A 17893-nucleotide genomic window follows, 5' to 3' on the forward strand; every position below is an offset into this window, starting at 1 on the left:
GGATGATCTGCGCGAGCACAAGAAGCTCGCTCTACGCCAAGCCGCATGACCAGTTTCATGATCGCCCATTTTGCAGAACTTGACGCACACAACCCTATTTTTCTTCACGCAGCAGCGTGCGGCACTATCCCCACAAGGGGTATAGGTGCCGCGCCGCAGTGTTTGCGTCACTTGCGGCACCCCTTTGCGGCACCGCATTTCTAAGGTGCCGCAGCCGGCTTTATGTGCGGTTTTAGGTGGCGGTAGGCGTCCATGATATCAACGATTTCCAACTCGCCAGCATCGATCCAAGCGGCCAGCATGGCCTTGATCTGCTCTCGATCAGCCTTCGCATCGAGACTAAAAATCTCAGCCACCAACTTGCCAGCCCAATTCCCAGCCTGAGGCGATTCCTTGTAATGGCTGGAGTGCAACCTCACCTTGATACCGGCGAGCATGTCGGCAGGAACGTCCGCAACCAGTGCGACGCGGGCCGCCTCCGCCTTTTCTGCTATGGTGTCCGCGGAAGGCCAGCACCACGGCACGACTACGCCGACGCTATCGCCTTGGCTAAACGTACCGCCGTTGCCCAGGCCAACGGACTCGAAGCGACGCCATTGGCTTCGCATCGATTTGGTCATGTTCACCTTGCCGAGGTCGATACGGAAGTACTCGCGTCGATCCTCGACACCCGCCTTAGTGGCCTCCGCCTGCGTCATACCGTTGATCGTTCGGACTGAACGGGCCTTGTCCTTGAGCGCACCGCCCCCGCGGCCGGAATCTGCCGTTATTTCCTCCGCGCCCTTTACGACGTGGTGGATTACCTCGACGCAACAATCGCCGCGCTCAGCTACAAGCTGCCATGCCTTTGCCACTCGCTGAATGGCGCTGTTGTCATTCTCAGGAACCTCATGCGTTGAGACAAAAGGATCCACTATTACTACGTCGATCGCATTGGCTTTGATCTCGGCGACCATTGCGTTGACCAGCGGTGCGCAAACCTTAAAGTCCTTTCCGGCCTGGCGCATAATCACGAACTCATGGTCTCGCCCGGAATCAGTGAACAGCCGTCCGTCAATCTGCTCGTTGGTGATTCCGAAATGCAAGGCTGCAGCTGCGAAGCGGCGTTCGATTTCGTCGCGCGGATCCTCCACATTGATATACCAAACGCCGAGCTTCCTTCCTAAGGGGCCGTCCGGGCCGAGCAGCGGCCTGCCCGTGGCCATGGCCAGAGCTTCCGATACGGCATGTGCAGACTTGCCACCGCCGCCAGCGCCAACAGTCGACGTCAGGTATTTGCGGATGTAATGGCTTCCGAACAGCCACTGGCGAGGCGGGATAGCCGAAGGGTCGCCGAGCAAAAATGGGCTCGCCTTGATCGGCTTAGGATATGTGTCGTCGTCTTGCTCCTGCCGACCTTTTCCAGTCGCATCCGTCGGTCGCACCGTAAGCGGCTCGTCATCAACGATTGCGTCCATGATGATGTCGAGGGCCGCTCCGCACGGTTTGCCTTCGATCTGTCGGATGATCGGGGTGCCTTCGCGCCAAAGTGTTACCACGGACACGCCTTCAACATCGTCCAAAAATCGAGCGAAGCCATCCGTCAGAATGCCGAGGCGCGGAACGTCTTCCGGCCCAATCTCAGACCAATGGCCGGCGAACTTTTCGATGGTGTCGCGTGTCGTGTTTGCCCAGTCCGGCTCGCCATCTTTGAACGGTACCAGGACGATGTCGCCGAACAGGATGTCGGCATAGTCTGACAGGCAATCGAGCGCGTGTTCACGCTCATCTACTCCGACAAATTCCACAGCAGCCACAAAGCCATCGCCGAAGCCGGCAGGCAGTTCGAAGGGCATCATTTCATGGGCGTTAGGATTCGTCATTGGCTGCACGGCCTCCGTGAAGGGCCGCAATCGCTGCAGCCGTAATCGCTTCTGCGAGGTTCGGTGAGAACGTCGCACACCTCTTCCCGCCGGACGAAGGCGAGTAGGAGAGGTGTTTGCCAGTAGGGGATCTTAGGAGCCGCAGCCCGTACATCCGGATCTCTGCAGTTATCTCTGCGTCGAATTTGGCGACGCACGGAAAGCGCCTATCGCCAGGATCACTGGCGGGCACAATAGAAAGGATACGCATTTCGGGTTCCTTCGAGGGGATTGGTAGGCGAATTCCAGAATCACCGACGGGCACGGATGGCGAACATTCGCGCGGTTAGTTCGGGACTTTTTCGGGACTCCAGGTTCCGAAACGGGCGTTTTGAGCGCCTTTCGTTCCGAAAATAGAAAAAGGCGCCGCAGGGCGCCTTCAATAAAAACTAGGGATATCAAGGAATTAATGGTCGGAGTGGCCGGATTCGAACCGACGACCCCTTGACCCCCAGTCAAGTGCGCTACCGGGCTGCGCTACACTCCGGACCGCGCAAAGCCATATATTTTCAAGGGTTATGGTGCAAGCGCTAAAACGGCGCGTTGGACCGGAAAAATCGCGAGGCATCCGGCCTTGTCGGCGCAACGCCAAGACGGTATGGCTCGCCCAATACCGAGACGGTATGGCTCGCCCAATACCGATAAGAAGGACTGCGCGTGGCAAATTCCTGTTTTTTTCTAGCGGCCGACGCCAACTATTTCCCATATGCATGCTTGGCGGCGCGCAGAATTCTGGACGTTTCGGGAGACGCAACGCCAGGCTTCATCCTGCATTTCGGCGCACGCGATGCCGATATGCGTGTTGCTGAACGCCTGCTGAAGAATCGCCTTCGCATAATGGACGTATCGGCGTTGTTTGCGCAGGCCGGTCATACTTTCCGGCCAAGCAATGTCGGCACTTTTGTTCGGCTTTTCGCCGACCAACTGCCTCAGTTCGCGGACTATGACCGCATCGCCCATGTTGATTGTGATGTCCTCTTCAATCGGGATATAGGTGACCTGGTGGGCCAGACACTTCATGCCCCATTGTTGGCCGCCCATGACGATTATATGTACTTCCGCCCAGGCTACCGGCACAAATTGTCGATGCAGCCGGGAGCGCCTTACTTCAATGCCGGTATCATCGTCTTCAACATGCCGCTGGTGCGTGAACAGGGACTTTTGCACCGCGCCAGAGATGTCGCCGTTGCCGGGCAGATGAACGATCAGAACGCGCTGAACATCGTCTTCGAGGGCAAGTGGCAGACGATGCATCCGAACTGGAATTTGATGTCCAACGATACGAAGGAATTTCGGTTCGCCCAAGCCTATGCCCGGCATTTCGCCGGCGGCAAGCCGTGGGGGAGCCAGGTCGACGTGGAACTTGAGGCGCTTGCCGTCTGGCGCGGTCTGGCAAGGGATACGCCTTGGCTCCAGCCCTTCCGGCAGCGCATTCCCTTCGAGCGAGGCGTCATGAGGCGATTCGCTCGCAGATTCGACGGCATCATGGGGATGTTGCCTGCCAAGGATCGGTATCGGCGGCGGGCAAGGTATGATGGAAGCAAGGTGCATAGGATTTATGCCGAGCATGCCCTTGCCGGTGCGATGGCCGTGCAGTTTCCTGAAATACTCGGCGGTTTCGCTTGAGATATTCGCGACTTTGATCCGTAAGGCGCAGGGCAGGAGAATTAGACTGTGTCGCAAAAGCCATGCTTCTTTTTCGCCGCCGATCAAAGGTATTTTCCGTACACCTGCTTGGCGGCGCGCCGTGTGTTGGATTTGTCCGGCGCCGTCGACGGCTTTATTTTGCACACCGGCGTCATTCCCAGTGACGACCGGTCTGCCGGTGAGCGTTTGCTCGAGGGGAGGATCGGCATCATCGACGTAACGAAGTTCATGGAGGCGACGAACTTCAATCGTGGAACGCATCCCACGCTTGCGACCTACATCAGGCTGTTCGCCGATCAATTGCCTCAATTCGAGCCATACGACCGCATCGCCTATTCAGACGCCGATGTGCTTTTCAACCGATCGATAGCAGATCTCTGCAACACCCCGCTCAACGCTCCGCTGCTGGCCGCACACGACGAGCAGACCTATTTCGACGTAAAGTATCGACAGCATTTGCCGATGCAGCCAGGGGCGCCGAAGTTCAATGCCGGCGTGCTGGTGTTCAACATGCCGCTGGTCAGGCAGGAGGGGCTTCTGGAGCGTACCCGGCAGTTGGCCTCCGAGCAGGCTTACGGGATGGATCAAGGTGCGTTGAACGTGGCTTTCGAGGGCAGGTGGCAGACGATGCACCCGTTCTGGAACGTGATGACCAACTACACCAGCCAGATCCCTTTCAGCCGCTGCTACGCCCGCCACTTCGCCTGGGGCAAGCCCTGGGACCGTCCGCCGATCGGTGTCGAGGTCGACGCCATGGCGATCTATCGCGATCTGGCGAAAGGCACTCCCTGGGCCGGCCGTTTCAGCAGCAGCTGGCCGATCAAGAGAGGCATACTGAAAAACCTCGGCCGCAAGTTCGACGCCATCAGCGGGATTTTGCTCAACGACGAGAAGCGCAAGCGACGGGCGCGGTTCGACGCCGAAAAGGTCAGCGCTATCTTCGCCGATCACGCCGACAAATCGATGCTGGCAGTGCAATACCCCGAGCGGGTTGCCGGCATCGCGAGATAGAGGAAATCCCGACAATCCGTCAGCAGGGCGGGGTCATCCGAACTCGGCGGCGTTCCCGTCGGTTTAGCTTGCCGCCACCGCCCGCAACCCGCGCTGATGCCTGTATTCCAGCGCGATCGCGCCCCAGATCAGGCCGAGCAGCAGGTAGACATGGCGCCAGTGGTCGATATCGATGAATGTGCCGAGCCCGATATTGCCGATGAAAGCGACGTAGGCGCAGAGCAGATAGGGCTGCCACGGCCGGTCGCGCAAAAGGATGCGGAAGCCGGCCGCGATCGTCCACAGCGTCAGCGACAGAAACGAGACGAAGCCGAGCCAGCCATAATCCATCAGCGTCTTCAGCCAGATGTCGTGCGTGTCTTCGCCGAAAATGGTGCCGAACACCAGCGGGCCGATGCCGAGCGGATGTTCGAGCGCCATCTCGAAGCCGATCGTGTAGCGGGCAAAGCGGCCAAGGCGCGCCGTGTCGTAGCTCTGTTCGAGCTGGGCGCGGCTGGAAAACATCTCGCCGACGCCGGGCAGCTGCAGGATGACGACCATGGCGACCACCAGCAGGGTGACGGCGGCAATGCTCATGATGATGACGCGCAGCCGGAACTTGCCGCTGTTGCTTTGCAGGAACAGGGCGCCGGTGAGCAGGATGGCCGAGACGGCGAACATGCCCCAGGCGCCGCGCGAGAAGGAGAAGAAAATGCCGGCGGTGATGATCAGCAGCGGCACCGCCAGAAGCGGCATGCGCGCGATCGAGCCGGTCAACAGGAGATAGAGCAGATAGATGCCGGGCAGCACCAGGAACGGCCCGAACACGTTCGGATCCTGGAAGGCGCCCTGGGCGCGGTCGTATCTGGTGAAGATTTCAGCGCCCGGGAAAGCGTGGAAATAGCCGGCAATGCCGAGCAGCGAGGTCACCACCGCGGAGACGACATAGGCGATGAAGATCAGCCGGTAGAGGCCGGGCTGCACCGCAGTCACCGACGAGAAGAACACCGCGGTGAAAGCGAGAAAAAGCGACACGGCGAGATAGAGCGGTGTGTTGGCGAGATCGGCCATCTGCGTCATGGCAATCATGCCGCCGATGTTCATCGTGATCAGCAGCACGAGCAGCGGCGCGGCGGCACGCGATATGCGCAGTCCAAACAGCCCCCACACCGGGATCAGCCCGACCATGAAAAGATCGTAAGGCGCCGGCTCGTCGATGACGAAGCCTGACAGGAAGACGCCGAAAAACACCGCGCCCGACGATATCAGCGCGATCAGCTTGGCATTGACCGCCGAGGGCGGCAACTTGTTGACCGCAGCCTGCGACAAATCATGGGAAATCGCGCTCAATAGGCGTTTTCCGTGTTGAGCAGCCGCAGCGGCGTCATGAGCAGGATGCGCAGATCGAACAGCATCGACCAGTTCTCGATGTAATAGAGGTCGTATTCCGTGCGCATGCGGATCTTCTCATTGCTGTCCATCTCGCCGCGCCAGCCATTGATCTGCGCCCAGCCGGTGACGCCGGGCTTGACCTTGTGGCGGGCGAAATAGCCGTCGACCACCTCGTTGTAGAGAAGGTTGTGCGACTGCGCGGCAATCGCATGCGGGCGCGGGCCAACCAGCGACAGCGTGCCGAACAGCGAGTTGAAGAACTGCGGCAGCTCGTCGATCGAGCTCTTGCGGATGAAGCGGCCGACGCGGGTGACGCGCGGATCGTTCTTGGTCACCGTCTGCTTGGCGGTCGGGTCCGAGCGATCGGTATACATGGAGCGGAATTTGTAGACTTCGACGATCTCGTTGTTGAAGCCGTGCCGCTTCTGCTTGAACAGCACCGGACCCTTGCTGTCGAGCTTGATGGCGATGGCAGTCGCCAGCATCACCGGTGAAAACAGGATGATGCCGATCAGCGAGAAGACGATGTCGAAGGCGCGCTTGGCGACCGAATCCCAGTCGTTGATCGGCCTGTCGAAGATGTCGAGCATCGGCACCGAGCCGATGTAGGAATAGGCGCGCGGGCGAAACTGCAAAGCGTTCGAATGCGCCGCGAGCCGGATGTCGACCGGCAGCACCCAGAGCTTCTTCAGCAGTTGCAGCACGCGCGTTTCGGCAGTCAGCGGCAGCGACACGATCAGCATGTCGATGCGCGCGATGCGGGCGAATTCCATCAGCTCCGAAATGGTGCCGAGCTTGGGATAGCCGGCCACGATCGGCGGCGAGCGCTTGTCGCCGCGGTCATCGAAGATGCCGCAGATGCGGATGTCGTTGTCTGGCTGCTTCTCGACCGAGCGGATCAGCATCTCGGCCGCCTTGCCGCCGCCGACGATGACGGCGCGGCGTTCCATGCGGCCGTTGCGCGCCCAGCGCCGGATCAGCTTCGACATCACCAGCCTGAGGCCGAACAGCAGAAGCAGGCCGACGACAAACCAGGTGCCGAACAGCAGACGCGAATAATCCTCCGACATTTTCATGATGAAGGCCGTCAGCGCCATCAGCGCGAAGGTGCCGGCCCAGACCATCAGCACGCGACCGAGATTGGAGATCGGTCGCATCAAGGCGGAGATCTGGTAGCAATCGCTGACGTCGAGCAGCACCACGGCCACGAATGACGCCGCGGCAATGGTCAGCGGATATTGCCAGGCGAGATAGTTGAAGAAGCCGACAAAATGGAAGTAGAGCGCGAGCCCCGACAGGAACAGCAAGCCGAATTCGACGATGCGCAGTACGCCGCTGACCATGACCGGCGACATCGTATCGCGCCGGTATTGCGAGGCGACCTGGCGGGCAACACTGTTCATGCCGCCGGGCGTGGGGCTCTCGGCAGGACTGCCGAATTTGCGCACCGCATCGGCCGAAAAGCGGCGCGTGGGGTCGGTCTCGTTCATCGGGTTTCCCACAAGGTTCCGCCATGACGATAGCAGAAAGAGAGCTAAAAAAACCTTGAGAACAACTTGTGGTTTTGGACGGTCGTCTACCTGTTGAGCGCGGCGAAATAGGCCTTTTCGATTTCGGCGGCCATCACATCGGCGCCGAATCGCGCCCTGAGCCTGGCGGTGTCAGGCATGACGCGCCGGTATGCGTCGAGATCGCGCAGCGCTTCACCCACCTTGTCGCCGAGTTGGCGCGGATCGGGACGGATCAGGGCAGGGGATCCCTCACCGAAGATTTCGGGAATGCCGCCGACGGCCGTGGCGATCATCGGCCTGCCTGCGGCCAGCGTCTCCAGCACGATATAGGGCATGGCTTCCGCGCGCGACGGCACAACCACGAGGTCGGCCAGTGCAAAGGCCTCCCTGGCTGGCATAGGCGGCAAGAAGCGGACCTGTTTTTCGAGCCCCAGCCGTTTCACCTGCGCATGGTAGCGCGGCAGGTCGTCGCCATCGCCGACCATGACCGCGGTCAAGCGGCGCTCAAGCTGGGACCCGGCCAGCACCAGCGCGTCGATGAAAATGTCAGGTCCTTTGAGGTCGCGCATCATGCCGATGTAGAGCAGGTCGGCTGCGTCGGGCTGTGCGACCACCGGTTCGAACTCGGCGGCGCGCAGGCCGTTATAGACCAGCGTGTTCGGGATAGGCGGTTCGCCGACCTTCTTGCGATAGGTGCGCCGCTCATAGTCGGAGACGAACAGCAGGCAGTCGGTGAAGCGCGCCATGAAGCGCTCGAGCGCGAAGAACAGCTTCCCGGTCGTCGTCGTTTCATCATAGTGGAGGGAGCCGCCATGCGGCGAATAGAGGCGGGCTACGCGAGACCTAGATACCCGCAACAATGAGCCGAACAGACGGGCATAGGCGCCACCTTTGGCGCCATGTCCGTGCAACACGTCCGGCTGCAATTCCTTGATGATCCTGTAAGTGCGCCAGGCCGAGGCGAAGTCGCCCGGCCCGACATGGCGCTGCATCGGCGTGCGATGGATGCCGAGCGCCAGGCTGTCCTTCATCTGGTCGAACAGGCGTTCCTCGTATTCGCCGCCGGTGGTCGAATCGCAGACGATGCCGACAACATGTCCGGCGGCGAGCTGGGCCTCCGTCAGGTCGCGCACATGCCGGAAGATCCCGCCGACGGGTGAGCGAAAGCAGTGGACGATCCTGAGCTGGTCCGCCACGTTGATGTCAGAACAGGCGTTCGCGAACGTAGACCGTGTCGCCCGGCAGCAGCGGATCGGAGGTAACCACCCGGCCTGTCATCACCTTGCCGTTGATGTCGCGGGTGATGTCGACGCTTTCCTGGTTGGCGCGCGGCGAGAAACCGCCGGCAATCGCGATGGCCTTCTGCACGGTGAGGCCCGGCACGTAGGAATACTGGCCGGCGGCGCCCACTTCGCCCATGACGAAGATCGGCCGGTAGCGATCGATCTCGACCGACACGTCGGGGTCGCGCAGATAGCCTTGGCGCAGTTTGTCGGCGAGCGCTTTTTCCAGCTGCTGGGCCGTGTGGCCGCGCGCCGGCACCGCGCCCACCAGCGGGAAGGACATGTAGCCGGACTGATCGACACTGTAGGTGTTGGTCAGACCGTCCTGTTCGAACACGGTGACGCGGACACGGTCGCCGGCGCCGAGCCGATAGGGCTGGTCGAGTACCTCGTGGAAGGCCGCCGGCGTCGGCCGGTAGCTGGAGCAGCCGGCGAGGATCGACACGGCCAGCAGAGCGCGAAACAGACCAGCAGCGCTTTTCATGATCGGACACACACCTTCGTCGCTATGGCCGCCAGGACACGGCGGCAAACCTTAAGGATCTGGGTTTGTTATCATCCTGTTAGGGTTAATGGCCGGTAAAGGGACGCGGCCGATTTGGCGGCAATCGACAAAAAGCCGTATAGTTTTGCTGCCCTTTGTTTGCCTGACGTCAGCAAACTCTAACGGCTGCTTACCGCCATCTTAACGCCTGAGTTACCATAGTTGTTTACGGTACTTTCTAGACTCATGTTCCGGAGCAGGAATGCATGTCCGACCAGTCCGTGGCCGCAGATGTCGATGTCGACCTGAGACAGCTCTTCGCCAGCCTTGCGAGGAACTGGCTGCGCATCCTAGTGGTCACGCTTCTCGTCACTGGTCTCGCCTTCGCGTTCGCCTGGCTTGCGACGCCGCACTATAAGGCCACGACGCAGCTGAAAATCCAGTTGAGCGAATCGGCCTATACGCGGCCTGCCGGCACCAATGAAGACGACAAACCTGTGCTCGATGCGGAAGGTGTAGCAACCGAGGTTCAGGTCATTTCCTCGTCCGACATTCTCAATAAGGTGGCTGGCAATCTGAACCTGGGCGACAAGCCCGAGTTCAACGATGCGCTCGGCATGTCGCCGGTAGCCCGACTTCTTGTCATTGCCGGACTGAAAAGTGATCCGGCAGAGATTCCGCTCGAAGAGCGCGTGCTGACTAAAATGCGCGACAAGCTAAACGTCTATGGAGTGGAGAAGACGCGTGCCATCGCCGTCGAATTTTCCTCGGAAGACCGCCAGCTTGCCGCCGATATTCCGAATGCCATCGCCAAGGCCTACATGGCCTATCAGGCGGATGCCAAGACCACGTCGAACGCGGCCGCGACAGCCTTCCTCGGGCCGGAGATCGACGAGTTGCAGAAGCAGGTCAGGGATGCAGAGGCCAAGGTCGCGGCCTTCCGTTCCGCCCAGTCGGACCTGTTGATGGGCGGCAACAATTCGGTGCTGGCGACACAGCAATTGTCCGAGCTATCGACCGAACTGTCGCGTGTGCGCGCCAGCCGCGCTTCGGCCGAGGCAACGGCCGACCGGGTGCGCCAGGCTTTGCAAAATGGCAGCTCGCTCGACGCCGTGCCGGAGGTGCTCTCTTCCGATCTGATCCAGCGGCTGCGTGAGCGTCAGATCGAGCTCAGGACCAACATCGCCGATCTTTCCACCACCTTGCTCGACAACCATCCCCGCCTGCGGGCGATGAGGTCGCAGCTTGCCGATCTCGACGGCCAGATCCGCAACGAAGCGCAAAAAATCATGCGCGCGTTGCTGACGCAGGCGCAGACCGCCCAGGCGCGCGAAAACCAGCTGATATCGGACGTCAACAAGCTGAAAGCGGCGTCGTCGCGCGCCGGCGAGGAGCAGGTCCAGCTGGATGCGCTGCAGCGTGAGGCGAACGTCCGGCGCCAGCAGCTCGAATCCTACATGGCGAGCTTTCGCGAAGTGTCCTCGCGCAAAAACTATCTGCCGGTCGATGCCAGCGTGTTTTCCGAGGCGCGCGTGCCATCGGAGCCCTATTTCCCCAAACTCGTCCCGATCGTCGGCGCTGCCTTCGTCGGCTCGCTGCTGCTGATGTCGGTCATCACGCTTCTGCAGGAGCTGTTTTCCGGCCGCGCCATGCGCCCGGCGCCCGGCGCCCGCTTGGACCGCATCGAACAGGTTGCGATGCCGGCAATGTCGGCGCCGGTCGTCGACCCGGAACCGGCCGCAGTCGTGGCCGAGGAGGTGGTCGATCGGCGGACGGCCATGGAGTCTGAACTGGCGCCCGAGCCGGAGCAGGAGCCGGCTCCTTCAGTGCTGGAAGGAGCAGCGGCTGCCGATCCAGAACCGCAATCCGAACCCGAGCGGGTACGCTCCAGCCTTGGCGAGATCGATGTCGAGAAGGCGGCGGAAAAGCTGATCGCCAGCGGTGCTGCGCGCGCCATCTTCGTGTCGCCCGAAGGCGATGAGGCGGCTGCATCGGCAGTGCTGGTAGCGCGCGAAGTCTCCGACGCTGGCCTGCGTGTGCTGCTGCTCGATCTCACGGCGTCAGGTGCCGCCTCGCGGCCGATGCTGGACAGCGGACTTTTCCCCGGCATCACCAATCTGCTGGCTTCGGAAGCGCAGTTCAGCGACGTCATTCACGCTGACCTCTATTCCGACTGCCATGTCGTTCCCGTCGGCACCGCCGATCCGGTTCGCGCCATGCGCGCCGCCGACCGGCTGCCGATCATCATGCAGTCGCTGACCACCGCCTATGATCTGGTCATTGTCGAATGCGGACCGGCCGATGCGCAAGGCATCAGCCGACTGGTCGGCGACAGCACTGAGGTCTTCATGTCCATGCTGCAGGCGGACGATGAGGTGGCGCAGGCCGCCGTCGAGCTGATCGAAAGCGGCTATCCCGACCTCACTCTGGTGACGCCGATCGGCCACGAGACGCCGGGTAACCCCGTGCCGGGACGACGTAGCGCCGCCTGAGACATCAGACAATTCGACTTAGGCGGCGCTACTACGGATCGGCTCGTCCATCGCCCGCCGGCTCCCGAAAAACCAAGCCTGTCAGTCGGCGCCGGGATCTACCCCAACTCCAGGGTCGTCACGCCAAATATTCGGCGCGAGTCGACCTTCGGAGGCGGGCCCTTGTACATGCGCGTGGTGGTGAAGGTCGGCCTGAAACCAATTGCTGAAAGCGCCGTGGTGAAATCGAAATTTTCGGCAGGAACGTCGATATGCAGGTCGCCACCTTCGCATGCGGCAGCCAGACTGCCCATGAGCTGCATCGCCGTCTCGGTGTCGTCGGCAAACAGCGGGCCGATCTTGTAACCCGAACGGCAGGGACGAGCCACGGCGTAGCCTATGGTGCCGAGTGAACTGATCGCGGCGAACCCGCAATGCGGCGGCTGCGCCCAGCGGTGCAGGAAGGCTCGTCGAGGCGCGGGGAAACAGCGGGCGTCATAGGCGATGATGTCGGGCACGAGTTGCGTGGTTATCATGCGCACCCCTTCGCTTCGGACGGGCGGGGTCGCGATACGGCCGCTGAAGCGGATGGTTTCGTACGCCGAGCTGAATCCCGTGCGGCGATAATTCGCCAGCTGCGCGGCGACGCCGTCGAGGCCGACCGTTCGGCCGGCCAGCCTGGCCATGCCCGCATTCCAGACTGCTTTGCCATGGCCTTGGCCGCGCATGTCTGGTCGGCAGATGTAGAGACCGATGAAACCGAAGTTGCTGCCATAGGCGACAGCCGAGATGGCGGCGGTCATCTCGTTGTCGACAAAAGCGCCGATGAACCCTTCAGGATCGGTTGGCCGGAACGCGGCGGCATCATCTAGGCCAGGGTTCCAGCCTTCAGCCGCCGCCCAGTCGATGAGAACGGTCAGTTCCGGCGGAGACAATGCGCGGACGGTAGGCTTCATAGCGTTCACTCCGCGGCGACCACCCCCGGCGAGAAGGATTTCAGCACGCCGCGATAGGGCTTGGCCAGCGGACTGGCATAGGCGCCGCGCTTCGAGGTCGACAGGCCCAATGCGATCAGCGCCTCGGCCTGTTTGAGGGCGGCGCCGACGCCGTCGATGACGGGCAGGTCGAATTCTTGCTGCAACCGGTGTGCCAGGTCGGCCATGCCGGCGCAGCCGAGCACGATGGCCTCGGCGCGGTCTTCCGCTATGGCGCGGGCGATCTCGGCGCGCAGTTTCTCGACAGCGCCGGAAGCAGCGTCTTCAAGCGAGAGTACGGGAATGTCGGCGGCGCGCACGCGGGCACGCCCGGCCATGCCGCAGCGCTGCACCAGCCCCTCGACAGGGACAAGCGAGCGTTCGGTGGTCGTCACCACTGTGAAGCGCTGGGCAATGTAGGAGGCGACACCGAGTGCGGCCTCGCAGATGCCGATGACCGGAATGGAGGCCATGACGCGTGCCGCATCCAGGCCGGTATCGTCGAAGCAGGCGATGATGGCGGCCTGCGCCCCGGCACGTTCGCCGGCGGCGATCTCCATCAAAAGGCCGGGCACGGCCAATGCCTCGTCATAATAGCCCTCGATCGAGGCCGGGCCCATCGAGGAGGTGACCGCGATCACCTCGGTCCCGGCGCCGGCAACGGCGCGCGCCGCCGCCGCGATCGTCTCGGTCATGCTCGCCGTCGTGTTGGGATTCACCACCAGTATCTGCACGATCAAACCCTGGCCCGCTTGCGGCCGACATAGAGGATGGCGCCCAGTGTGGCCAGGATCACCAGGAAGGAGAACACTGTGGTCACCGTGCCCAGCGCATAGAGCACCGGCGTCGTGACATTGGTGGTCATGCCGTAGATCTCGAGCGGCAGCGTGTTGAAGGTGCCCGACGTCATCAGCGTGCGGGCGAACTCGTCATAGGACAGCGTGAAGCCGAACAGGCCGACGCCGATCAGGCTCGGCGCGATCATCGGCAGCACGACATGGGCGAAGGTCTGCCAGGAGTTGGCGCCCAGGTCACGCGCGGCTTCCTCATAGGCGGGCGAGAAGCGGTTGAAGACGGCGAACATGATGAGCACGCCGAAGGGCAAGGTCCAGGTCAGGTGCGCGCCGAAGGCCGATGTGTACCAGGCTGGGCGGAAGCCGACCTGCTGGAAGACGACGCCGATGCCGAGCGAAATGATGATCGAGGGTACGACGAGGCTGGCGACCGCCAGGTAGAACAAAGCGGTGGCGCCGCGAAATTTTTGCCGGAAAGCGAGCCCTGCCAGCAGCGACACGACGACGGTGACGATCATCACCATGAGGCCGAGCACGAGCGAGCGCTTGAAGCTGCCGCCGAAATCGCCGACCGCCTGGCGCTCGAACAGATTGGCGAACCAGTGCAGCGACACGCCATTGAGCGGGAAGGTGAGGCCGCCGGTCTCGCCTTGGAAAGAAAGGATCAGGATCGCCGACAGCGGGCCGTAGAGGAACAGCACGAACAGAGTGAAGAAGACCGCAAGCACATAGAATTCGAGGGTGCGTTTTTCGTGGCTCACCTCAAAGCTCCTTGCGGATGTCGACGATGCGCAGGATGCCGGCGACCATCAAGAGCACCAACACCAGCAACACCACGGCATTCGCGGCGGCTGCGGGATACTGCAGCAGCGACATCTGGTTCTTCATCATCAGTGCGACCGACGCGCTCTGGCCGCCCGACATCACCTGCACGGTGGAGAAATCGGCCATCACCAGCGTGACGACGAAGATGGTGCCGATCGCCATGCCGGGCTTGGCCAGCGGGATGACGACGTTCCACAAGACCTGCCAGCCGGACGCGCCGGCATCGCGCGCGGCCTCGACCAGCGAGCGGTCGATGCGCATGAGCGTGTTGAAGATCGGCGTTACCATGAACAGCGTGTAGAGATGCACCATGGCCAGCACCACGGCGAATTCCGAATAGAGCAGCCATTCGATGGGTTTTGGCACCAGCCCCAATTGCACCAGCGTCGAGTTGATCAACCCGTTGCGGCCAAGCACCGGGATCCACGAGATCATGCGGATGATGTTGGAGGTCAGGAACGGCACCGTGCAGACAAGGAACAGCACCATCTGCATGGCGCTGGTGCGGATATGGAAGGCGAGGAAATAGGCGACCCAGAAGCCGATGAACAAGGTCAGCGCCCAGACGATAGCAGCGAATTTGATGGTGTTGAGATAGGTCTTCCAGGTGACCCATGATCCCAGCACGTCGGAATAGTTCGTCGTCAGGAAATCCGGATACATGGCGGCGAAGTCATAATCCCAGAAGGAGACGACGACGATCATGATGATTGGCAAGAGCAGGAACGCACCGAGGATGAGCGCCAGCGGCGCCGATTGGAGGTAGGGCGTGACGGCACTGATGGAGAAGCGCCGGCGTCTCATCGGGCTGGCGGCGGTGATTGCGGGTCGTTCGAGAACCACGGTCATGCGGAACACCTTCGCACCGGGATGAGAAGATTTCCTTGGCTGTGATCCTTCGCGCCCCCCTCTGTCCTACCGGACATCTCCCCCTCAAGGGGGGAGATCGGCAGCTTCTGCCTCGACGCCTCTTTCCATGAAGTTGGAGATTGGCGAAAACCAAAGCGATATCCAATCTCCCCCCTTGAGGGGGAGATGTCCGGCAGGACAGAGGGGGGCGCGAAGGAATGAGGCATGTCCCGTTGACCCGCTAGCTTACGCCGCGATGAACTCGTTCCAGCGCTTCACCATGTAGCGGTCCTCGTCCATGACCGAGTTCCAGCAGGCGACTTTGCCCATGCGCTCTTCGAACGAGCCGCCGTCGCGCACGGCGCCGGCCTTTTCCATGACGGTGCCGTCCGGCGCCTTGATCTCGCCCTTGGCCGGCTTGCCTTCGATCCAGTAGCCCCATTCGTCCTCGGACATGAACTTCTTGGCCGAGACCATATTGGCGGAATAGTAGCCCTGGCGGTTGAGATAGCCGCCGACCCAGCCCGACGTATACCAGTTGATGTATTCGTAGGCCGCGTCGAGCTCGGCGCCTTTGAGATGGGCGGCAAGTCCAAGGCCGCCGCCCCATGAGCGGTAGCCTTCCTTGAGCGGCTGGAAGCGGCAGGCGATGCCTTTGGAGCGGACGGCGGCGACGGCCGGCGACCACATCGACTGGATGACCACTTCGCCCGATGCCATCAGGTTGACGCTCTCGTCGAACGACTTCCAGAAGGCGCGGAACTGGCCGGCCTGCTTGGCCTTGATGAGGAAGTCGATCGTCTTGTCGATCTCTTCCTTGGTCATGTTGCCCTTGTCGGCATATTTGATGCTGCCTGTGGCCTCCATGATCATGGCCGCATCCATGATACCGATGGACGGGATGTTAAGGATCGCGGTCTTGCCCTTGAAGGCCGGGTCCATGATGTCGGCCCAGGTGGTGATGTCGCGGCCGACGAGGTCGGGCCGGATGCCTAGCGTATCGGCGTTGTAGATCGTCGGCACCATGGTGAACCAGTTGGTCGGCGCCTTGGCGAAGGTCTTTGAGTCCTGCGCTTCGACATAGCCGACCGTGTGCGGCGCGGTGCCTTGGGCAATGACGCTGTCGGGGGTCAGCTTGCCGGTTTTGAACAATGGCACCAGCTCGTCGTAATATTTCAGCTTGCTGACATCCATCGGCTGCAGCACGCCGCTCGGGAACACCTTCTTGCAGATCCAGTATTCGATGTCGGCGATGTCATAGCTGTCGGGCTGGGTCACGGCGCGCTGGGCCGCGGCATCGGAATCGGTCGCCGTCATTTCCAGCGTGATGCCGAGGTCGGCCTTGCACTTGTCGGCGATGGCGTTCAGGTTCGACACGCCGGTGCCGAACTGGCGCAGCGTGATGTTGGACTGCGCCCAGATGGTCGGGAAGCCTGTAATGGCGCCCGAACCGGCGGCGAGGCCGACGGCGGCGGCACCTGTCTTGAGCAACGAACGGCGCGAAATTCCGGTCTTTGTTTCTACTGTTTTTGTCATTCCTATTCCCCTGTTTTTGTTTTGCTTGGTTGAATTCATGAATGAAGGCGGCCGAGGACGATAGCGTCCTCGGAATCCCAGGCGAGCGGTACGGCGTCGCCAAGGGCGACGGGTTTGGCGAAGAAGTCGGAATCGTCGATGATAACGGTGAAATCGTCGATGCCGCCGCCGGTGACCGACAGCTTCACCGTGGCGCCGCGATATTCGATGTTGGAGACGATGCCGGTGAAGCCGAGGCCGGGAGAGGGTGCTTCGCCGATGCGCACATGGTCGGTGCGGATGGCGATGTCGATCGGCGTGCCAACCTCCTGGCCCGCCTCCCGGCCTTGCCCGCGGGCGGCGAGCGAGGCGCCACCATCGACGTCGAAGACGACCATGCCGTCGCGCGCGCCGGTGACCCGGCCGGAGATGACATTGTGGTCGCCCATGAAGCGCGCGACGAAGGCGGTGGCCGGCCTTTCGAACACATCTCGCGGCGGCGCCGCCTGTTCGATGCGGCCGTCATTCATCACCACGATCAGGTCCGCCAAGGCCATGGCTTCTTCCTGGCTGTGGGTGACGTGGACGAAAGTGATGCCAAGCGAGGTCTGCAATTTCTTCAGCTCGGCGCGCATGCGTATCTTCAGGAACGGGTCGAGTGCCGACAGCGGCTCGTCGAGCAGCAGCGCCTCGGGATCGGTGATCAGAGCGCGGGCGAGTGCAACACGCTGCTGCTGGCCGCCGGAAAGCTGCGCCGGCCGGCGCGTCGCATAGGCCTCCATCTGCATCAGCTTGAGCATGTCGAGCGCCTTGGCACGGCGCTGCTCCTTGTCGACGCCCTTCATCTTCAGGCTGAAGGCGACATTGTCGACAAGGTCGAGATGCGGAAACAGCGCATAGGACTGGAACATCATCGCCGTGCCACGCTTTGCCGGCGGCAGGTCGGTGACGACAATGTTGCCGAGGCGGACATCGCCCGACGAAATGCTTTCGTGGCCGGCGATCATGCGCAGCGTCGAGGTCTTGCCACAGCCGGAGGGGCCAAGCAGGCAGCAATAGGTGCCTGCCGGTATTTTCAGGCTGATGGCCTCGACGGCAGTCGTCGTTCCGTACACTTTCGAAACGGAGACGATGTCGATCTCGGCGGCTTTGGACATTCAGGCTTCCCCGTTTGGTCGCATAAACCAATGCATTATGCGTGCCAATCGGCGGCAATCGGCCCAAGCGTTTGAATCGCCAGCAAAATCGGGGTTCTTG

General features: G+C 61.7%; 14 protein-coding genes and 1 tRNA gene. 3 read left to right on the plus strand and 12 right to left on the minus strand.

Annotation, left to right across the window (positions count from 1 at the left end):
* Window positions 1–200: 200 nt before the first annotated feature.
* On the minus strand, window positions 201–1862 hold the full coding sequence (locus NKI15_RS24880) for an AAA family ATPase (RefSeq protein WP_023748827.1): 1662 nt from the start codon (window positions 1860–1862) through the stop codon (window positions 201–203).
* 449 nt (window positions 1863–2311) lie between these two features.
* Window positions 2312–2388, minus strand: a tRNA-Pro gene (locus tag NKI15_RS24885).
* A gap of 170 nt (window positions 2389–2558) precedes the next feature.
* Here NKI15_RS24885 and NKI15_RS24890 point away from each other — a divergent pair.
* A complete protein-coding gene (locus NKI15_RS24890; RefSeq protein ID WP_084013644.1) occupies window positions 2559–3527 on the plus strand; it encodes a glycosyltransferase family 8 protein in 969 nt (322 codons plus the stop codon).
* 48 nt (window positions 3528–3575) lie between these two features.
* A complete protein-coding gene (locus NKI15_RS24895) occupies window positions 3576–4559 on the plus strand; it encodes a glycosyltransferase family 8 protein (protein ID WP_023705052.1) in 984 nt (327 codons plus the stop codon).
* 63 nt (window positions 4560–4622) lie between these two features.
* Here the strand turns inward: NKI15_RS24895 and NKI15_RS24900 are convergent, their stop codons facing one another.
* The 4 genes from NKI15_RS24900 to NKI15_RS24915 all read right to left on the minus strand — a co-directional run bounded on the left by NKI15_RS24900 (window position 4623) and on the right by NKI15_RS24915 (window position 9208).
* Window positions 4623–5888 carry an O-antigen ligase family protein gene (locus NKI15_RS24900; protein ID WP_023705051.1) on the minus strand — a complete coding sequence of 422 codons (1266 nt, stop codon included), beginning with the start codon at window positions 5886–5888 and terminating at the stop codon, window positions 4623–4625.
* Complete coding sequence (locus NKI15_RS24905; protein WP_352887288.1) at window positions 5885–7420, minus strand: undecaprenyl-phosphate glucose phosphotransferase; 1536 nt, start codon at window positions 7418–7420, stop codon at window positions 5885–5887. The genes NKI15_RS24900 and NKI15_RS24905 overlap by 4 nt, the downstream gene beginning before the upstream one ends.
* A gap of 86 nt (window positions 7421–7506) precedes the next feature.
* Window positions 7507–8637, minus strand: a complete 1131-nt coding sequence (locus NKI15_RS24910) for a glycosyltransferase (protein WP_023705050.1) — start codon at window positions 8635–8637, stop codon at window positions 7507–7509.
* Between the two features lie 7 nt (window positions 8638–8644).
* The gene (locus tag NKI15_RS24915) at window positions 8645–9208 is read right to left on the minus strand and encodes a polysaccharide biosynthesis/export family protein (protein ID WP_023682330.1); all 564 of its coding nucleotides are present in this window, start codon (window positions 9206–9208) and stop codon (window positions 8645–8647) included.
* A gap of 266 nt (window positions 9209–9474) precedes the next feature.
* On the opposite strand from NKI15_RS24915, the gene NKI15_RS24920 reads away from it, so the two are divergent.
* Window positions 9475–11700, plus strand: coding sequence for a GumC family protein (locus NKI15_RS24920; RefSeq protein WP_352515012.1), 2226 nt, complete (start codon window positions 9475–9477; stop codon window positions 11698–11700).
* Between the two features lie 98 nt (window positions 11701–11798).
* Here the strand turns inward: NKI15_RS24920 and NKI15_RS24925 are convergent, their stop codons facing one another.
* From NKI15_RS24925 to NKI15_RS24950, 6 genes are all read right to left on the minus strand, one after another.
* Window positions 11799–12635, minus strand: a complete 837-nt coding sequence (locus tag NKI15_RS24925; protein ID WP_352515032.1) for a GNAT family N-acetyltransferase — start codon at window positions 12633–12635, stop codon at window positions 11799–11801.
* Window positions 12636–12640: 5 nt separating this feature from the next.
* Window positions 12641–13387 carry an aspartate/glutamate racemase family protein gene (locus NKI15_RS24930; RefSeq protein ID WP_352515013.1) on the minus strand — a complete coding sequence of 249 codons (747 nt, stop codon included), beginning with the start codon at window positions 13385–13387 and terminating at the stop codon, window positions 12641–12643.
* 2 nt (window positions 13388–13389) lie between these two features.
* Window positions 13390–14208, minus strand: coding sequence for an ABC transporter permease (locus NKI15_RS24935; protein ID WP_352462912.1), 819 nt, complete (start codon window positions 14206–14208; stop codon window positions 13390–13392).
* 1 nt (window position 14209) lies between these two features.
* Window positions 14210–15121 (minus strand): ABC transporter permease, encoded by a 912-nt coding sequence (locus NKI15_RS24940; RefSeq protein WP_352515014.1) that lies wholly within the window; start codon window positions 15119–15121, stop codon window positions 14210–14212.
* A 246-nt stretch (window positions 15122–15367) separates the two neighbouring features.
* Window positions 15368–16657: an ABC transporter substrate-binding protein gene (locus NKI15_RS24945; protein WP_352515015.1), complete on the minus strand. Its 1290-nt coding sequence runs from the start codon at window positions 16655–16657 to the stop codon at window positions 15368–15370.
* A gap of 35 nt (window positions 16658–16692) precedes the next feature.
* On the minus strand, window positions 16693–17793 hold the full coding sequence (locus tag NKI15_RS24950) for an ABC transporter ATP-binding protein (RefSeq protein WP_352515016.1): 1101 nt from the start codon (window positions 17791–17793) through the stop codon (window positions 16693–16695).
* Between the last annotated feature and the right edge of the window lie 100 nt (window positions 17794–17893).

It is taken from the genome of Mesorhizobium sp. M0862 (assembly GCF_040319795.1).
Classification (GTDB): Bacteria; Pseudomonadota; Alphaproteobacteria; order Rhizobiales; family Rhizobiaceae; genus Mesorhizobium.

Bases quoted from the DNA above. Each gene is read 5' to 3' on its own strand.
- NKI15_RS24880 (WP_023748827.1), bottom strand. From the start codon at position 1,862: ATGACGAATCCTAACGCCCATGAAATGATGCCCTTCGAACTGCCTGCC.
- NKI15_RS24915 (WP_023682330.1), bottom strand. From the start codon at position 9,208: ATGAAAAGCGCTGCTGGTCTGTTTCGCGCTCTGCTGGCCGTGTCGATC.
- NKI15_RS24905 (WP_352887288.1), bottom strand. From the start codon at position 7,420: ATGAACGAGACCGACCCCACGCGCCGCTTTTCGGCCGATGCGGTGCGC.
- NKI15_RS24950 (WP_352515016.1), bottom strand. From the start codon at position 17,793: ATGTCCAAAGCCGCCGAGATCGACATCGTCTCCGTTTCGAAAGTGTAC.
- NKI15_RS24925 (WP_352515032.1), bottom strand. From the start codon at position 12,635: ATGAAGCCTACCGTCCGCGCATTGTCTCCGCCGGAACTGACCGTTCTC.
- NKI15_RS24920 (WP_352515012.1), top strand. From the start codon at position 9,475: ATGTCCGACCAGTCCGTGGCCGCAGATGTCGATGTCGACCTGAGACAG.
- NKI15_RS24945 (WP_352515015.1), bottom strand. From the start codon at position 16,657: ATGACAAAAACAGTAGAAACAAAGACCGGAATTTCGCGCCGTTCGTTG.
- NKI15_RS24940 (WP_352515014.1), bottom strand. From the start codon at position 15,121: ATGACCGTGGTTCTCGAACGACCCGCAATCACCGCCGCCAGCCCGATG.